General features: G+C 70.8%; 15 protein-coding genes. 9 read left to right on the top strand and 6 right to left on the bottom strand.

The annotated features are described in order from the left end of the window. Positions 1–34 precede the first annotated feature (34 nt). The gene (locus AB0M87_RS08565; RefSeq protein WP_365851154.1) at positions 35–1675 is read right to left on the bottom strand and encodes an acyl-CoA dehydrogenase family protein; all 1641 of its coding nucleotides are present in this window, start codon (positions 1673–1675) and stop codon (positions 35–37) included. Positions 1676–1692: 17 nt separating this feature from the next. On the opposite strand from AB0M87_RS08565, the gene AB0M87_RS08560 reads away from it, so the two are divergent. Beyond that, on the top strand, positions 1693–2853 hold the full coding sequence (locus tag AB0M87_RS08560; RefSeq protein ID WP_365851153.1) for a YihY/virulence factor BrkB family protein: 1161 nt from the start codon (positions 1693–1695) through the stop codon (positions 2851–2853). A gap of 38 nt (positions 2854–2891) precedes the next feature. Beyond that, positions 2892–3623 (top strand): helix-turn-helix domain-containing protein, encoded by a 732-nt coding sequence (locus AB0M87_RS08555; protein WP_365851152.1) that lies wholly within the window; start codon positions 2892–2894, stop codon positions 3621–3623. On the opposite strand, the gene AB0M87_RS08550 is transcribed toward AB0M87_RS08555, so the two are convergent. After that, positions 3563–3955: a VOC family protein gene (locus AB0M87_RS08550; RefSeq protein WP_365851151.1), complete on the bottom strand. Its 393-nt coding sequence runs from the start codon at positions 3953–3955 to the stop codon at positions 3563–3565. The genes AB0M87_RS08555 and AB0M87_RS08550 overlap by 61 nt on opposite strands. A 59-nt stretch (positions 3956–4014) precedes the next feature. Then, the gene (locus AB0M87_RS08545) at positions 4015–4389 is read right to left on the bottom strand and encodes a hypothetical protein (protein ID WP_365851150.1); all 375 of its coding nucleotides are present in this window, start codon (positions 4387–4389) and stop codon (positions 4015–4017) included. A 177-nt stretch (positions 4390–4566) separates the two neighbouring features. Here AB0M87_RS08545 and AB0M87_RS08540 point away from each other — a divergent pair, with 177 nt between their 5' ends. Next, positions 4567–5550: a L,D-transpeptidase gene (locus AB0M87_RS08540; RefSeq protein ID WP_365851467.1), complete on the top strand. Its 984-nt coding sequence runs from the start codon at positions 4567–4569 to the stop codon at positions 5548–5550. A 15-nt stretch (positions 5551–5565) separates the two neighbouring features. Here the strand turns inward: AB0M87_RS08540 and AB0M87_RS08535 are convergent, their stop codons facing one another. Further along, positions 5566–6048 (bottom strand): DUF1877 family protein, encoded by a 483-nt coding sequence (locus AB0M87_RS08535; protein ID WP_365851149.1) that lies wholly within the window; start codon positions 6046–6048, stop codon positions 5566–5568. Between the two features lie 269 nt (positions 6049–6317). Here AB0M87_RS08535 and AB0M87_RS08530 point away from each other — a divergent pair, with 269 nt between their 5' ends. From AB0M87_RS08530 to AB0M87_RS08515, 4 genes are all read left to right on the top strand, one after another. Beyond that, positions 6318–6941 carry an RNA polymerase sigma factor gene (locus AB0M87_RS08530; RefSeq protein ID WP_365851148.1) on the top strand — a complete coding sequence of 208 codons (624 nt, stop codon included), beginning with the start codon at positions 6318–6320 and terminating at the stop codon, positions 6939–6941. Further along, complete coding sequence (locus tag AB0M87_RS08525; RefSeq protein ID WP_365851147.1) at positions 6938–7831, top strand: hypothetical protein; 894 nt, start codon at positions 6938–6940, stop codon at positions 7829–7831. Before AB0M87_RS08530 ends, AB0M87_RS08525 begins: the two co-directional genes overlap by 4 nt. A gap of 238 nt (positions 7832–8069) precedes the next feature. Continuing rightward, positions 8070–9212, top strand: coding sequence for a ribosome small subunit-dependent GTPase A (gene rsgA / locus AB0M87_RS08520; protein WP_365851146.1), 1143 nt, complete (start codon positions 8070–8072; stop codon positions 9210–9212). A 127-nt stretch (positions 9213–9339) separates the two neighbouring features. Continuing rightward, the gene (locus AB0M87_RS08515; protein WP_365851466.1) at positions 9340–10707 is read left to right on the top strand and encodes an AlkA N-terminal domain-containing protein; all 1368 of its coding nucleotides are present in this window, start codon (positions 9340–9342) and stop codon (positions 10705–10707) included. 7 nt (positions 10708–10714) lie between these two features. Here AB0M87_RS08515 and AB0M87_RS08510 read toward each other — a convergent pair whose 3' ends face one another. Together AB0M87_RS08510 and AB0M87_RS08505 are read right to left on the bottom strand one after the other, a co-directional pair. After that, positions 10715–11086, bottom strand: coding sequence for a PPOX class F420-dependent oxidoreductase (locus AB0M87_RS08510; RefSeq protein ID WP_365851145.1), 372 nt, complete (start codon positions 11084–11086; stop codon positions 10715–10717). Positions 11087–11131: 45 nt separating this feature from the next. After that, positions 11132–11614: a DUF456 domain-containing protein gene (locus AB0M87_RS08505; protein WP_365851144.1), complete on the bottom strand. Its 483-nt coding sequence runs from the start codon at positions 11612–11614 to the stop codon at positions 11132–11134. Positions 11615–11828: 214 nt separating this feature from the next. On the opposite strand from AB0M87_RS08505, the gene AB0M87_RS08500 reads away from it, so the two are divergent. Further along, positions 11829–13187: a protein phosphatase 2C domain-containing protein gene (locus tag AB0M87_RS08500; protein WP_365851143.1), complete on the top strand. Its 1359-nt coding sequence runs from the start codon at positions 11829–11831 to the stop codon at positions 13185–13187. 96 nt (positions 13188–13283) lie between these two features. Then, positions 13284–15026: a pyruvate dehydrogenase gene (locus tag AB0M87_RS08495; RefSeq protein WP_365851142.1), complete on the top strand. Its 1743-nt coding sequence runs from the start codon at positions 13284–13286 to the stop codon at positions 15024–15026. Positions 15027–15040: the final 14 nt, after the last annotated feature.

The following is a 15040-nucleotide window of genomic DNA, read 5'->3' as shown; positions in this document are numbered from 1 at the left end:
TGGTGCCGTGTCGGCGCAGCATCGACCCCGGCTGTTACGCGCCCCGCGACGGGGCGGCCCGGTCGACGACCGACGCCAGATCCAGGGTGTGCGGCAGGGTGCCGAACGCCGTGCCCCAGTCACCGCCCAGCCGCGACGCACAGAACGCGTCGGCCACCGCCGGCGGCGCCCAGCGCACCAGCAGCGAACCCTGCAGAACCAGCGCGATGCGCTCGACCAGCCGACGGGCCCGCGCCTCGACGCCTTCCAGGTCGGCGAGGTCGGTGAGCAGATCCTTGATCGCCCGGTCGAGCCGGTGGTCGGCGCCGCGGGCCTTGCCGACCTCCTGCAGGAATGCGTTGAGCGCCTGCGGCTCCCGCTGCAGAGCCCGCAGCACGTCCAGCGCCTGGATGTTCCCCGAGCCCTCCCAGATCGAGTTGAGCGGCGACTCACGCAGCAAGCCGGGCATCCCCGACTCCTCGACATAGCCATTGCCGCCCAGGCATTCGAGGGCCTCCGCGACCACCGGGGTGCACCGCTTGGTGACCCAGTACTTCGCGGCAGGCACCGCAAGCCGCAACAGCGCCCGCTCCTCGTCCGAATCGGTGTCGTACGCGGCGGCCAGCCGCAGGGCCAGCGTGGTGGCCGCCTCGGACTCCAGCGCCAGATCGGCCAGCACATTGCGCATCAGCGGCTTGTCGATCAGCTCCCCACCGAACGCGCTGCGGTGACCGGCATGGTGCACCGCCTGCGCCACCGCCTGCCGCATCAGGGCCGCGGACCCGACCGCGCAGTCGAGCCGGGTCGCCGCCACCATCCCGATGATGGTGCGCACCCCCCTGCCCTCCTCGCCCACCCGGCGTGCCCAGGTCCCGTCGAACTCGACCTCGCTCGACGCGTTGGACCTGTTGCCCAGCTTGTCCTTGAGACGCTGCAGGGCGAAGACGTTGCGGGTGCCGTCCGCCAAAACCCTGGGCACCAGGAAACAGGTCAGACCGCCCGGCGCCTGCGCCAGCACCAGGAAGCCGTCGCACATCGGCGCCGAGCAGAACCACTTGTGACCGGTGAGCAGATACTCGCCCTCGCCGTCGATCGGCACCGCGGCCGTGGTGTTGGCACGCACATCGCTGCCGCCCTGCTTCTCCGTCATGCCCATCCCGAACAGGGCGCCCGGTTTCAGCCCGGCGGGCCGCAGCTCCTGTTCGTACACGTGCGAGGTGAGCCGCGGTTCCCACTCCGCGGCCAGCGCCGGATCGGCGCGCAGCGCGGGCACCGCCGCATGCGTCATGGAGAGCGGGCAGCCGTTCCCCGCCTCGGCCTGAGTCCACACCAGGAACCCGGCCGCGCGCCGCACATGGCCGCCCGGCCTGCCCCAGGCATCCGTGAGCCCGGCGGAGACGGCCTTGCCGATCAGCCGGTGCCACGCGGGATGGAACTCCACCTCGTCGATCCGGTGCCCGTACCGGTCGTGAGTGCGCAGCTTCGGCGGGTTATCGTTCGCCTGCACCCCCCACTCCTGGACCTGCGCCGAACCAGCGGCCCGGCCGAGCACACCGAGCTCCTCCTGGACGCCTTCGAGGATCTCCGGCGGGGTATGCCGCTGCACCGCCTCGGCCAGAGCGAGGTCGGAGGCGAAGACGTCATGCCCCACCAGGGGCGGAGGCTGGTTGGTCACGGTGTGGGTGATGGCTGCCATAGGGCTACGGTAAGGACGTGCAGGCAGCAAATGAAACAGGGGAGCGGCATTCAGGCCTGCTCCACCGCGCGAGAGTCCTCTATCGCAACGTCTCCAAGCGTCAGATGGCCTGGTTGCTGGTGAAGGACACCGTCAACTCATGCATGGAGTACCGCATTCTGGGACTCGCGGCGGAGGCGGCGTTCTTCACGCTGCTCTCGCTGCCGCCGCTGCTGCTCAGTCTGATCGCCCTGCTCGGTTACGTCGACGGCTGGACGGACACGCACACCGTCGCGAGCCTCGAGCAGAACATCCTCAACGCCGCCAGTACGGTCCTCTCCGACCGGGGTGTTCACGAGTTCGCGAAACCGCTGCTGGAGGACGTCACCCACGGCAGGCGCCCCGACCTGGTCTCCATCGGATTCGCCCTCGCCCTGTGGTCCGGCTCCCGCGCGGTCAACGTCTTCATCGACACCATCACCGTGATGTACGGCCTGGACGGCCGGCGCGGCATTGTCATGACCAGGCTGCTCTCGCTGCTGCTCTACATGGTCGCGCTGCTGATCGGTGCGGTGGTGCTGCCGCTGGCAGTGGTCGGCCCCGACCGGGTGGTGGAGTTCATTCCCGGCGGCGAGGAAGTCGTCGCGATCCTGTACTGGCCGGTGCTCGTCGTCCTGTCGATCATCTTCCTCACCACGCTCTATCACGTCTCGGTGCCGGTACGGTCACCCTGGATAGAGGACATCCCCGGCGCCCTGGTGGCGCTCGGCATGTGGCTCCTGGGCAGTTTCCTCCTGCGGATCTATCTGACCGGTGAGGTCGAGGGCCCGACCATCTACGGCTCACTCGCCGCGCCCATCGCGGTGCTGCTGTGGATCGGCATCTCCGCCTTCGCGGTGCTGGTCGGCGCGGCGGTGAACGCCGCCATCGACCGGGTCTGGCCCTCGGTGGCCACCGCCGCCGCCCGCGCCGCCCATGTCCCCCGGCCCGGGTCCGGGCGCCTGGGCATACCGAGCCCCCCGGGCGCCCGGGACCGCGGAGCCGACGAGGGCGAGGACGACGCCGGGTCGGACATGCCCTCCGAATTCCCCGAGCGCTGGTCGCGCTTCCTGCCCCCGGAGGACGTCACGTCCCGGTTGCGCACCAGAAAGCCCGACGAAAGACGCACAGACGAACGCAGCAGGCCGGACCACGACTGAGCCGGCCGGACTTGGAGCGCCGGCGATAGGCTGGCGGTGTGTACGCACAGTGGCCGTCCCGGCTGGAGGGTGCCGTCGTCTGGACGCGCACGGTGCAGGGGCCTCACGCCTGTCCGGTATTGCCCGACGGGTGCATGGATCTGCTCTGGACCGACGGCACCCTGTTGGTCGCGGGCCCCGACACCCACGCCCACGCGACGGACACCGCCTCCGTCATCCGGTACGCCGGGGTGCGCTTCGCACCGGGGGCCGGGCCGGCGATTCTGGGCGTACCGGCGTACGAGCTGCGCGACCGACGCGTCGAGCTGACCGACCTGTGGCCCGCTGCCGACGCCCGCAGGCACACCGAGCGGATCGACACGGCCGCCGATCCGGCCGCAGCGCTGGAGGCGCTCGCCCTGCGCCGCGCGGCGGGTGCCGAACCACCGGATCCACTGCTCAGGTCCGTCGCACGGCAGCTCGGTGCGGGCCGCTCGGTGGCGGCCACCGCGGCGGCGGTCGGTCTCGGCCCACGGCAGCTGCACCGACGTTCGCTCGAGGCCTTCGGATACGGCCCCAAGACGCTGGGCCGGATCCTCCGCCTGCAGCGTGCGCTCGCCCTGGTCACCGGGGGCGCTCCGTACGCCGATGCGGCGCTGCGTTCCGGCTGTACCGATCAGGCGCATCTCGCCCGTGAGATGCGCGATCTCGCCGGGATGCCGATGAGCGCCTACGTGGCAGCGGCGAACAGCGACACCTCGCAGCCGTCGGGGTCGAGCAGCGTCGCATAGCGCTGCCCCCACACCGCGTCCCACGGCTCGAGGTGGCCCTGGTGACCCGCCCCGATGAGTGCCGCGTAGGTAGCGTCGACCTCGGCCGGAGACGCACAGACGAAACAGAGCCCGGTCCGCCCGGACGACCGCGGCGGCTGCCAGTCGGGATCGAAGGAGCGGACCACTTCCTCGGTGTCCCACAGGACCCGGAGGCCCCCGGGCATCGCCGCTTCGACGTGCGGCTGGTTGTCGGCCGCTGCGGGGATGTCGAGACCGAGACGGCGGTAGAAGGCGAGGGAAGCCGCCATATCGGCGACGACCAGGCCGATCGCATCGAGTCGTGGAGTCATGACGGCACCGTAGGCGGACCGGTCACGCGCGGTCTTGTACGAATCGGTCACCCGCCGGGTCACGGGCGCTGTTCGAGCTGGCCGCAGACCCAGGCGAGGGCGTCGTACACCCCCTGGGTGTGGTCTTGGGAAACGCCGCGTTGCGCTGCCCCCTCCAACTGCACGGTCGCCGCGTCCACCTCCGCGGTCAGCTGGCCGAGGCCGGGCGGCCCGTTGGTCGCGCCACCGGTGACCGGTGCCACGGCGGAATGGCCCAAAGCCCAGCGGTAGCCGGTCAGCAGACCGCGGGCGAGCTGGGTCTGCCGAGCCGGCTCCTCGGCCGATGCCGCCGACTTCCGGTAGGCCGCCTCGACCTCCGAGCGGTAGCGGGTACCCACCCGGTCGTCCTCGGCCGGCTCTGCGTTTTCGGCTGGTTCGGTCTCTGGCGTGGTCATATCCATGCGTGTGTCCGATTCCTCGAGAGTGATGTCTGTCAGGGGGCCGGGCTCTCAGATTCCGTTCCCTGGAACTGCAGACTTGGTCTGCGCTTTGCACAAGCGGTGCAACCGTCACCGCGGCGCCCTTGTCTCTAGGGATGTCGGCTTTCGGAAGTGATTGAGCGGAGCATGGGCATGGGCGGGGTCAGGGGAAGCATAGGAATCGCATGGGTGGTCGGCGCCCTGCTGGCGGCCACGAGCGCCTGCGGGGGGAACGCAGCGGCCACCGGGACGCCTACCGGCGCGAAAGCTTCCGTGAATGCGAAGGCGACCGCGCATCCCACGCCGACGCACCCGGCGGGGCCGCCGATGCTGCTGGATTCGATCGCACCCAAGTCCGGTGCCACCGTCGGAGTGGCCATGCCGATTTCGGTGGTGTTCAGCAATCCGGTGGGCGCATCGGCCCGTTCCACGATCGAGAAGCACCTCAAGGTGACCTCTTCGGTGCCGGTCACCGGAGCCTGGCACTGGTTCAGCAGCCAGCGGGTGGACTGGCGGCCCAAGGACTACTGGAAGCCCGGCACCAAGGTGAAACTGGACGCCGACCTGAAGGACGTGAGCAACGGCAACGGCCGTTACGGCACCCATGGTTACCAGCACACCTTCACCATCGGCGACGATGTCGAGGCCACCGCTTCGGTGCCGGGTCACTCCATGAAGGTGCTGCGCGACGGCAAGCTGGTGCGCACTCTGCCCATCGACGCGGGCAGCCCGAGCTTCCCGTCCTGGGACGGGACCATGGCAGTGATGGACAAAGCGCGTGAGGTCCATATGACCTCCTGCAGCGTCCACATCAGCTGCACGAAGGGCAGCCCGAACTTCTACGATCTGACCCTGCCCTGGGACGTGCACCTCACCAACTCCGGCACCTACATCCACTACTCCACCGGAGACCCCTACCCGGGCCACAGCTACGGTTCACACGGCTGTGTGCACCTGTCGCTGGCCGACTCCAAGTGGTTCTACGACTTCGTCAAGCAGGGCGACCCCGTCACCATCACCGGGTCGCCGCGCGGTAAGGCCGACGGGGACAACGGCTATGCGGCGTTCAATCTGACCTGGTCGAAGTGGCTCCAGGACAGCGCGACGGGGGCCCAGCAGACGGCGGGGACTCTCTAGCGTCCGCGCCGCAGCTCAGAGCAGCAGCCACTTCACGACGGAACGCTCCTCGTGCGCGGCTCGCGCGTAGAAGCCGGCGAGGCCCTCGTGGGTGCGCGAGAAGTGGTCGCGCACCTCCGACTCGGAGACCCGCGAGCCGTACGGGGCGGTGAGCTCGGTGCGTACCGCCTGCCACAGCGAGTCGAAGGAGACGCCGATCAGAAAGGCAGCGGCCTCCTTCACCCCCGGCGGGGTGAGCACGGCGAAGGGTGGCAGCCGGCCGTCGTGGTGCGGGACCGTGCGGCCGCCGAGCACCGGCAGGCTGCCCGCACGGTCCTGTCCGGGCGCCGTGTAGAGCCGGTCCACGTCGGCGAAGTCCTGCTGCAGTACACCGGCCAGATGCGCCGCGCACAGTGACTGTAAATCGTCCCAGTCGTCCGCGAATTGGGCGGCCAGCCAGTCGGGGTCATAGGTGAGCGCGGCAGCGGACACCGATCGCAGATGGTAGGCACGGCTCACCGGAGATTCCCCCTCAGTGACCACTGCCCGGATGATGTGCGCGGACTCAATTGCCCCACCCCTCAGACGATTTCACGTACGGTGCGCCGTTCCGGGGGCGCTTCTGGCCTATCCAGCGTGTTCCCGGAGCGAAACGTCACTGCGGCCCACCGGGGCGGGACCCGGCGGCGGTGGATTAGGCTCCAGGGACGTCGCTGTGGGGGCGGGGTGCACAGGTCCGGGTAGGCAGAAGGCCGGGCACGAAAAAGGCCGGGCACGAAGAGGGAAGTGTGATCCGAGGCGGGGAACAGCGTGACGCGCCGGACCGCGACGCGGAACTGACCCTCGCTGTCGCGTGTGCGCAGCGGGGCGATGAGAGCTCCTTCGCTGCCGCCTACCGGCTGGTGCATCCGGGGCTCCTCGGTTACCTACGAGGACTCGTGGGGGAGGAGGCGGAGGATGTGGCGTCCGATGCCTGGCTGGAGATCGCACGCGACCTGTGGCGATTCCGCGGTGACGGAGCGGGCTTCCGTGGCTGGACGGCGACCATCGCCCGCCACCGGGCACTGGACCATCTCCGCCGCAGCCGGCGCAGACCGCTCACCGCGCTCATCGAACAGGACGTGCTCGAACTCCCCGGCGGCCACGACACCGCGGCGGACGCGCTGGACAACCTGTCAACCGGCCGGGTGCTGTCGGCCATCGCCACGCTGCCCCAGGACCAGGCCGAGGCGGTGCTCCTGCGGGTGGTGGTCGGACTGGACGGACCCGCCACGGCTCGCGTCCTGGGCAAGCGGACGGGGGCGGTACGAATGGCGTCGCACCGGGGGCTCAAGCAACTGGCAGCGAAGCTCGGGGCGAGCGCGGCAGGAATGACGGCCGGGGCGCTCCGGACGCAGAGGAACGAGACATGAGACGCGAAGACAGGTGGGCTGCGGAGGATTACCCGGTGCCCGAGTTGGAAGCTTTCGCCGCCGCGCTGCGACGCGAGGGTGCGGCGGGGCAGCCCGGCGAGGACGCGGCCGTATCCGCCTACCGGGAGGCCCGCCTGGCCGCCGCCGAGGGCCCGCGACGCCGACGCGACGACTGGCGCCCGGTCCGCCGGCGCCTCGGCGTCGGCCTGCCTGCCAGAGCCGTCCTCGGTGCCCTGTTCGCCGGCGTCGTAGTGGGCGGGGTGGCACTGGCCGCCGGAACGGGATCTCTTCCTCAGCCCTTCCACCGGCACAGCGACCCCGCCCACCGGCCCGACCCCGTGCCCAAGGCCACCGGTCCCGGTCCGGCAGCAACCACCTCGGAAACCCCGGCGCCGTCGGCACGTCCGCACCGACCCGTGCCGACGGCTCCTCGCACGACGGCACCCGGCCGTGCCGAGGCCGGGCTGTGCAAGGCGTTGCTGCACGGGAACCGGACCCGGCACGGAGCTGCCTACGGCCGCCTGGCGGCAGCGGCAGGCGGACCGGCTTCCGTGGACGCGTACTGCGCCCACATCCTGTTTTCGGCCGCCGGTACCTCCGCCCAGCCGACCGGACCGGGGGCATCGCAGGGGCACGGCGCCAAGGCAGCGCAGGGAGCGGAGAAGCACGCCAAGGCGCAGAGCAAGGGCGGAGCGAAGGGCAAGGCAGCACAGGACAAAAAGCCACAGGGCAAAAAGCCACAGGGCAAGGCGGCACAGGGCAAGGCGACACAGAGCAAGGCGGCACAGGGCAAAACGCCACAGGACAAGGCCGCACCGGGTAAAGCCACGCACGGCAAGGCCGCACAGGGCAAGGGGGAACAGGGTGGACGGCTGCCGGACGCCCGATAAATGGCTGGCACCGGCCGCCGGACGGGGTTAGAGTCTGCACGTTCCCGGACGCGGCCGAGCGCCGCTTCCGGACGGAAGGCACGTCGGTTCGTCGAGGAAACCGGAGGTGAGGACATTGATGACGGTCATGGTGACGGGCGCTGCCCGCATGCAGAAGTTCATCGTTCCCACCCCTGTGGTCTCCGGCTGACACTCACTCAACTTCCGCGCGCGGTCGGCGCGCCGCCGGGGCCCGTCCATGCGAAGGGTCACCCCCTTGTCTTCCTCGTTCCTGTCCTCCTCCCCTTCGACCTCCGCTGCTCTGCACCCGCTGTCCCGTTACGGCTGGGACGAGCGCTGGGAGGCGGAGTTTCTCCCGTACGCCGAGCAGGGACTGCTGCCCGGCCGGGTCGTACGGGTCGACCGCGGTCTCTGCGATGTCGTCACCCCGGCCGGCACCGTACGGGCCGATACCGAGTACGTGGTTCCGCGCGATCCGATGCGGGTGGTGTGCACCGGTGACTGGGCGGCTGTCGATCCGGCCGGCGATCCGCAGTTCGTCCGGACACTCCTGCCGCGCCGCACCGCGTTCGTCCGGTCGACGTCCTCGAAGCGCTCCGAGGGCCAGGTCCTCGCGGCCAACGTCGATCACGCGATCATCGCCGTGCCGCTGTCCGTCGAGCTCGACCTCGGCCGGATCGAGCGCTTCCTCGCGCTAGCGTGGGAGTCCGGCGCCGAACCGCTGATCGTCCTCTCCAAGGCGGATCTGGTCCCGGACGCCACCGGGCTCTCCTACCTGGTCGCGGATGCCGAGAGCGCGGCGCCCGGCGTTCAGGTGCTGCCCGTCAGTTCGGCCACCGGCGAGGGCATCGACGTCCTCGCCGCCATCGTGGCGGGCGGCACCAGCGTGCTGCTCGGTGTCTCCGGCGCGGGCAAGTCCACCCTGGCCAACGCCCTCATCGGAGCGGACGTCATGGAGGTGCAGGCCATCCGCGACGTCGACGGCAAGGGCCGGCACACCACCACCACCCGCAATCTGCTGGTGCTGCCCGGCGGAGGCGTGCTCATCGACACGCCGGGACTACGCGGCGTCGGGCTCTGGGACGCGTCGAGCGGAGTCGGCCAGGTCTTCTCGGAGATCGACGCGCTGGCCGGGGAGTGCCGTTTCCACGACTGCGCCCATGAGGCCGAGCCGGGGTGCGCGGTGCTCGCGGCGATCGAGGACGGTTCGCTGCCGGTGCGCCGGCTCGAGAGCTATCGCAAGCTGTTGCGCGAGAACCAGCGCATCATCGCCAAGACGGACGCCAGGCTGCGCGCCGAGATCCGGCGGGACTGGAAGATGAAGGGAGCGGAGGGGCGGGCGAACATGGAGGCCAAGCGCGGCAGGACCCGCCGCTCCTGAGACCGGTCCGGACAGGCAGTCGTCCGAACAGCCGGCCGACCGAACGAGCAACCGGCGGCCGGCCGAGCAGCTGGTTGTCCGAATCCCGCTGGTCCACGACCGGATCCGGACGCACACTGGTCCTGTGATGGATGACGAGACCGCTTACCGAGCGGTGCGCAGCCGGGATGCGCGCTTCGACGGCGAGTTCTTCTTCGGGGTGCGCACCACGGGGATCTACTGTCGGCCGAGCTGCCCGGCAGTGACCGCCAAACGCCACAACGTCTGCTTCTATCCGACCGCGGCGGCGGCCCAGGGACAAGGGTTCCGGGCCTGCCGCCGCTGCCGGCCGGACGCCGTGCCCGGCTCGTCCGCCTGGAACGTGCGTGCCGACGCGGTGGGACGGGCGATGCGCATGATCAGTGACGGGGTGGTGGACCGCGAAGGGGTGCCGGGTCTTGCCCTCCGGCTCGGATACAGCACCCGGCAGGTGCAGCGGCAGCTCACCGCCGAACTCGGGGCCGGACCGGTGGCTCTCGCGCGGGCCCAGCGCGCGCACACCGCACGCGTGCTGCTGCAGACCACCGGCCTGCCGGTCACCGAGATCGCCTTCGCCTCCGGTTTCGCCAGCGTGCGGCAGTTCAACGACACCATCCGGCAGATCTACGCCCGTACCCCCAGCCAACTCCGCGCCGAAGCCGCGGTGCCCGTCGCGCGCACCACGGCCGGTATCCCGCTGCGGCTCGCCTACCGCGGACCCTATGCGGCGCGTGAGGTCTTCGATCTGCTGGCCAGGGAAGCCATCCCGCGCATCGAGGAAATGCTGGGCGTGTCCGGCGCCCGTACCTACCGGCGCACCCTGCGGCTGCCGTACGGTTCCGGCATCGTCGCCGTCGCCGAGCGGTCCGCCGGTCGCTGGCTGGACGCCCGGATCCAGCTGACCGACCTGCGGGACCTCACCACCGCGGTGCAACGTCTGCGGCGCCTCTTCGACCTCGACGCCGATCCCCGGGCCATCGACGAGCGGCTTTCCGCGGATCCCCGGCTCGCCCCCCTGGTCTCCCGCCGGCCGGGGCTGCGCTCGCCCGGCGCCGCGGAGCCCGAGGAGTTCGCGGTACGGGCGCTGGCCGGCCGGGCGAAGTCCGAATGGCTCGCGGAGCGGTACGGGACGCCGCTCGACCAGCCGTGCGGCGGCCTGACCCACCTCTTCCCCGCGCCCGCCGACCTGCTGGCGGACGAGCCCTCACTGGGCGCGGTGGCCGGCGTACGGCTCGATCCCGGCGCTGACCGGGACGAGAGCGAGCGGGCCCTTGCCGCGCTGCCCGGCATGACTCCGGTCGCGGCGGCGCTGATCCGGATGCGAGCGCTGGGGGACCCCGATGTGGCCCCGGTGGGGGAGACGGAAACGGACAGCTGGCGCCCCTGGCGTTCGTACGCCGTGCGGCACATCTGGCTGGACGACCGGCCGCCGACGGGCAACCCGCAGCACCCTCTCCGGTCTTCAGTTCCGGCCTGACCCGCGATCAGTCCGGGTCGAGCCCCCAGCTGTGGATCTTCTGCGGCTTGATACGGATCAGTTCCTCGCTGAAGTGCGGGCCCAGATCGTGCGGTCCGGTCAGCAGCTCGGCCTCGCCCCTGATGTCCACCCCGCGCACCTTCCACGGCCGCACACTCACCACATCGTCGACGACCAGCGCGACCTTGGGATTGGCCTGCAGGTTGCGCCACTTCTTGGTCGTCCCCAGGGCGTAGCCGCCGATCAGGATGGTGCCGTCCTGCTGTGGGAAGAAACCGACCGGATTGGCCTGCGGCTGCCCCCGCGGGTCGACGGTGGCCAGCCGTCCCACGCGCTGGGTGGCGAGATAGTCGCGCTCGGCCTCGGTGAATTCGCTCATGGACCCAGCATCGCGCAAGGACGCGCCGGAGTCGCCGGGCTCGGCTCAGTAGCCCCGGAACACCGCACCCAGCCAGCCGCCCACGACCAGCAGCGAGGCGAAGAGCCTGACCAGCAGCGAGGTACCGATGCCCCGCATGATGGTCCGGGTGGACGCGCGGCCGGCGCGGTGGCTGCCGAGCCGCGCTCGTTCCGCCACGTAGATCCCGCCGACGAACCCGGCGATGCCGCCCACCACCGGCACCACGAAGAAGCCGACGATTCCGGCCGCCCCGCCGATGTGGACGGTCCGGCGCGGCGCCCCGGATTGCCGGGGCCGCCGGGCGAGCAGGAGGCGCAGAGCCTGGCTCAGCAGCAGTACGGCGGTGGCCCCTGCCAGCACGGCCCAGGCCACGCCGGTGGTGTCGGTCAGCGCCCACCAGGCCACCGCAGCCCAGACGATCGCCTGGCCCGGCACCCCGGGAATCAGCACCCCGATCAGTCCCAGCAGCATCACCAGGCCCACCGCGACCAGCTGCCACCCACTCATCTGACCAGCGTGCCGGAAGCGGCTGGGTCCCGCAGCACGGCGTCCGACCTGCTGCAAGTGCAGGTGGCGACCGGTCCCGCCCTTCCCGTACCGCACCGGTGTGCAACTCCCGTGATGGACGGTCGCGTTGGGGTGATCGGAGAACCCGCCACGGCGCGGGGGCCAATATCGCGCGCCCTGTACCGGGACCACTGCATCGATGGACAATAGGGTCATGAGTCAGCAGGGGGAGAGGCCGGCCGCCGACGACGACTGGTGGAGCCGGCTGTACGACGAGACCGCCGAGGACCAAGGGGCCGCCGCCACGGGTGACAGCCTCGACGACCGTTTCGACTCCGTGGCCGACACGGTGAACTCAGCGCCGGAGTCGCCGCCCGGAGGAGCATCCGCCTTCGAGGACGAAGTCCCCCTGCCGCCCGCCGTGCCCCGGGCGCGTGCTCCGTGGGAGCCGCCTGCCGGTACGCAACAGCCACCCCGCTCCTTCCCGCCGGGCCTGCCCGTACGCCGCACCGCACAGGACCGCCCACGGCCCCCCGCGCCGGAAGCGGTGTCCCCACCCGCGCTGCAGGCCACCGGGCACGCTTCCTCCCCACGGCTGGCGGTCGACCATGTGGGTGACGGCCCACCCACCTACGACGCCGAGCCCACCGCGCTCCCCGCCGCGCACCCCGACACTCTCGGCGGGCTGACCGCCGACACCGTGCTGGACGGCGCCAGCTACGGCTCGTACACCCTGCGGGCCGCATCGGTGCGCGGCGACTCCGCCCGCTACCGCGGCGAGCCCCGCCGCGACGCCCTGCTGACCGCCCGGTTCGGCAGCGGCGCCGACGCGCTGGTGCTGATCGCGGTGGCCAGCGGTGCGCGCGTCTTTGACGGGGCCCATCTGGCGGCGGCCGACGCCTGCCGCTGGATCGGCGGGGCCGTCGGACGCAGCCGGCTACGTCTCGCCGAGGACATCAGGGCGGGCCGCAGGGGCGACCTCAAATCAGGTCTGCACCGCCTCACCGGACGCGGTTACGGCAAACTGCGGGCCCGCGCCGCCGAGCTCGGACTGGCATCCGACGAGTACACCGCCACGCTGCGCTGCCTGTTGCTCTCCGGTGACCCGGACTGCCGCACCCGGGTCTTCTTCGGGGTCGGCGGCGGTGGACTCTTCCGCCTGCGTGACGGTGCCTGGCACGATCTGGAGCCACAGCTCCCGGCACCTTCCGCGGTCACCGGGGCGGCCGTCGTCGGCTTCGGCTCGGAACCTGCCGAGACCCCCGAAGGCGACCGGCTGACGATGGACCTCGCCATCACCACACCCTCGTCCCCGTACGTCGAGAGCCCGCCTCCGCCACCCAGCGAACCGTTCCGCTTCCGTGCGTCCGTGGCGCGTCCCGGGGACACCCTGCTGCTGTGCAGCGCCGGGCTCGCCGAACCGCTGCGTGGTGAGCCCGCGCTGGCCGACGAACTGGCCGGGCGCTGGGGACCCGCCGAGGCCCCCGGCCTCGCCGCGTTCCTCGCCGACACCCAGCTGCGCGTGAAGGGGTACGCGGACGACCGGACGGCCGCCGCGGTATGGGAGCGATAGGAACGCACCGCATGTCTGCGCACCTCATGTCTGCGCACCTCGTGCAGAGGCGTACCAATGCGGGCGCAACGGCCCCGGATATGGGTTGATGGAGCCATGGCCAAACAGAACGTCGCTGAGCAGTTCGTCGACATCCTCGTCAGCGCGGGCGTGCAGCGCCTCTACGGAGTCGTCGGTGACAGTCTGAATCCCGTCGTGGACGCCATCCGGCGTAACCCCGCCATCGACTGGATCCAGGTGAGACACGAGGAGGCCGCCGCCTTCGCGGCCGGCGCCGAGGCCCAGATCACCGGAAAGCTCGCCGCCTGCGCCGGTTCCTGCGGCCCCGGGAATCTGCATCTGATCAACGGCCTGTTCGACGCCCACCGCTCGATGGCGCCGGTGCTCGCCCTCGCCTCGCACATTCCTTCCAGCGAGATCGGGCTCGGGTACTTCCAGGAGACCCACCCCGACCGGCTCTTCCAGGAGTGCAGCCACTACAGCGAGATGATCTCCAGCCCGCAGCAGATGCCCCGCCTGCTCCAGACCGCCATCCAGCACGCCGTCGGCCGCAGCGGTGTCAGTGTGGTCACTCTCCCGGGTGACATCGCGGCCGCACCCGCGCCCACCGGAGGTGTCGAGCACGCCCTGGTCACCGCGCGGCCCTCGGTGCGCCCCGGAGAGGCGGAGATCGAGAAGCTCGCCCGCCTGATCGACGAGGCGGACCGGGTCACGCTCTTCTGCGGAAGCGGGACGGCCGGCGCCCACGCCGAGGTGATGGAGTTCGCCGAGCGGATCAAATCGCCGGTCGGGCATGCACTGCGCGGCAAGGAATGGATCCAGTACGACAATCCCTACGACGTCGGGATGAGCGGGCTGCTCGGTTACGGCGCCGCCTACGAGGCGACCCATGAGTGCGACCTGCTGCTCCTGCTGGGCACCGACTTCCCGTACAACGCCTTCCTCCCCGATGACGTCAAGATCGCCCAGGTGGATGTCCGTCCCGAACACCTCGGCAGGCGCACCAAGCTGGATCTGGCCGTCTGGGGTGATGTCCGCGAGACGTTGCTGGCGCTGATGCCCAGGGTGCGGGTCAAGACCAGCCGTACCTTCCTCGACAAGATGCTGAAGAAGCACGCGGACGCCCTCGACGGCGTGGTCAAGGCATACACCCGCAAGGTCGACACGCACGTCCCCATCCACCCCGAGTACGTGGCCTCGGTGCTGGACGAACTCGCCGACGACGACGCGGTGTTCACTGTGGACACCGGCATGTGCAATGTCTGGGCGGCGCGCTACCTGTCGCCCAACGGCCGTCGCCGGGTGATCGGTTCGTTCAGCCACGGCTCGATGGCCAATGCTCTGCCGCAGGCCATCGGAGCCCAGTTCATCGACCGGAACCGGCAGGTCGTCTCGATGTCGGGCGACGGGGGCTTCTCGATGCTGATGGGTGACTTCCTCACCCTCGTCCAGTACGACCTGCCGGTGAAGATCGTCCTCTTCAACAACTCCTCCCTCGGCATGGTCGATCTGGAGATGCTGGTGGCCGGTCTGCCGTCGTACGGCACCAACAACCACAACCCCGATTTCGCGGCCATCGCCCGGGCCTCCGGAGCCTTCGGTGTACGGGTCGAGAAGCCCAAACAGCTGGCCGGGGCGCTGAAGGACGCCTTCAAGCACAAGGGGCCCGCCCTGGTGGACGTGGTCACCGACCCCAACGCGCTCTCCATCCCGCCGAGGATCAGTGCCGACATGGTCACCGGTTTCGCGCTCTCCGCTTCCAAGATCGTGCTGGCCGGCGGGGTGGGCCGGATGGTGCAGATGGCCCGCTCCAATCTGCGGCACGTGCCCAGGCCGTGAGGGACGCCGCTCGC

Origin of the sequence: Streptomyces sp. NPDC051320 (genome assembly GCF_040682175.1) — a bacterium.
Lineage (GTDB): Bacteria > Actinomycetota > Actinomycetes > Streptomycetales > Streptomycetaceae > Streptomyces.
This window is presented reverse-complemented; position numbering and strand designations above follow the sequence as displayed.

What these genes read in the sequence shown, in the direction of transcription:
- AB0M87_RS08565 (WP_365851154.1), bottom strand. Translation starts at nt 1,675, where the DNA reads ATGGCAGCCATCACCCACACCGTGACCAACCAGCCTCCGCCCCTGGTG.
- AB0M87_RS08550 (WP_365851151.1), bottom strand. Translation starts at nt 3,955, where the DNA reads ATGACTCCACGACTCGATGCGATCGGCCTGGTCGTCGCCGATATGGCG.
- AB0M87_RS08545 (WP_365851150.1), bottom strand. Translation starts at nt 4,389, where the DNA reads ATGACCACGCCAGAGACCGAACCAGCCGAAAACGCAGAGCCGGCCGAG.
- AB0M87_RS08540 (WP_365851467.1), top strand. Translation starts at nt 4,567, where the DNA reads ATGGGCGGGGTCAGGGGAAGCATAGGAATCGCATGGGTGGTCGGCGCC.
- AB0M87_RS08525 (WP_365851147.1), top strand. Translation starts at nt 6,938, where the DNA reads ATGAGACGCGAAGACAGGTGGGCTGCGGAGGATTACCCGGTGCCCGAG.
- rsgA (WP_365851146.1), top strand. Translation starts at nt 8,070, where the DNA reads ATGCGAAGGGTCACCCCCTTGTCTTCCTCGTTCCTGTCCTCCTCCCCT.
- AB0M87_RS08515 (WP_365851466.1), top strand. Translation starts at nt 9,340, where the DNA reads ATGGATGACGAGACCGCTTACCGAGCGGTGCGCAGCCGGGATGCGCGC.
- AB0M87_RS08510 (WP_365851145.1), bottom strand. Translation starts at nt 11,086, where the DNA reads ATGAGCGAATTCACCGAGGCCGAGCGCGACTATCTCGCCACCCAGCGC.
- AB0M87_RS08505 (WP_365851144.1), bottom strand. Translation starts at nt 11,614, where the DNA reads ATGAGTGGGTGGCAGCTGGTCGCGGTGGGCCTGGTGATGCTGCTGGGA.
- AB0M87_RS08500 (WP_365851143.1), top strand. Translation starts at nt 11,829, where the DNA reads ATGAGTCAGCAGGGGGAGAGGCCGGCCGCCGACGACGACTGGTGGAGC.
- AB0M87_RS08495 (WP_365851142.1), top strand. Translation starts at nt 13,284, where the DNA reads ATGGCCAAACAGAACGTCGCTGAGCAGTTCGTCGACATCCTCGTCAGC.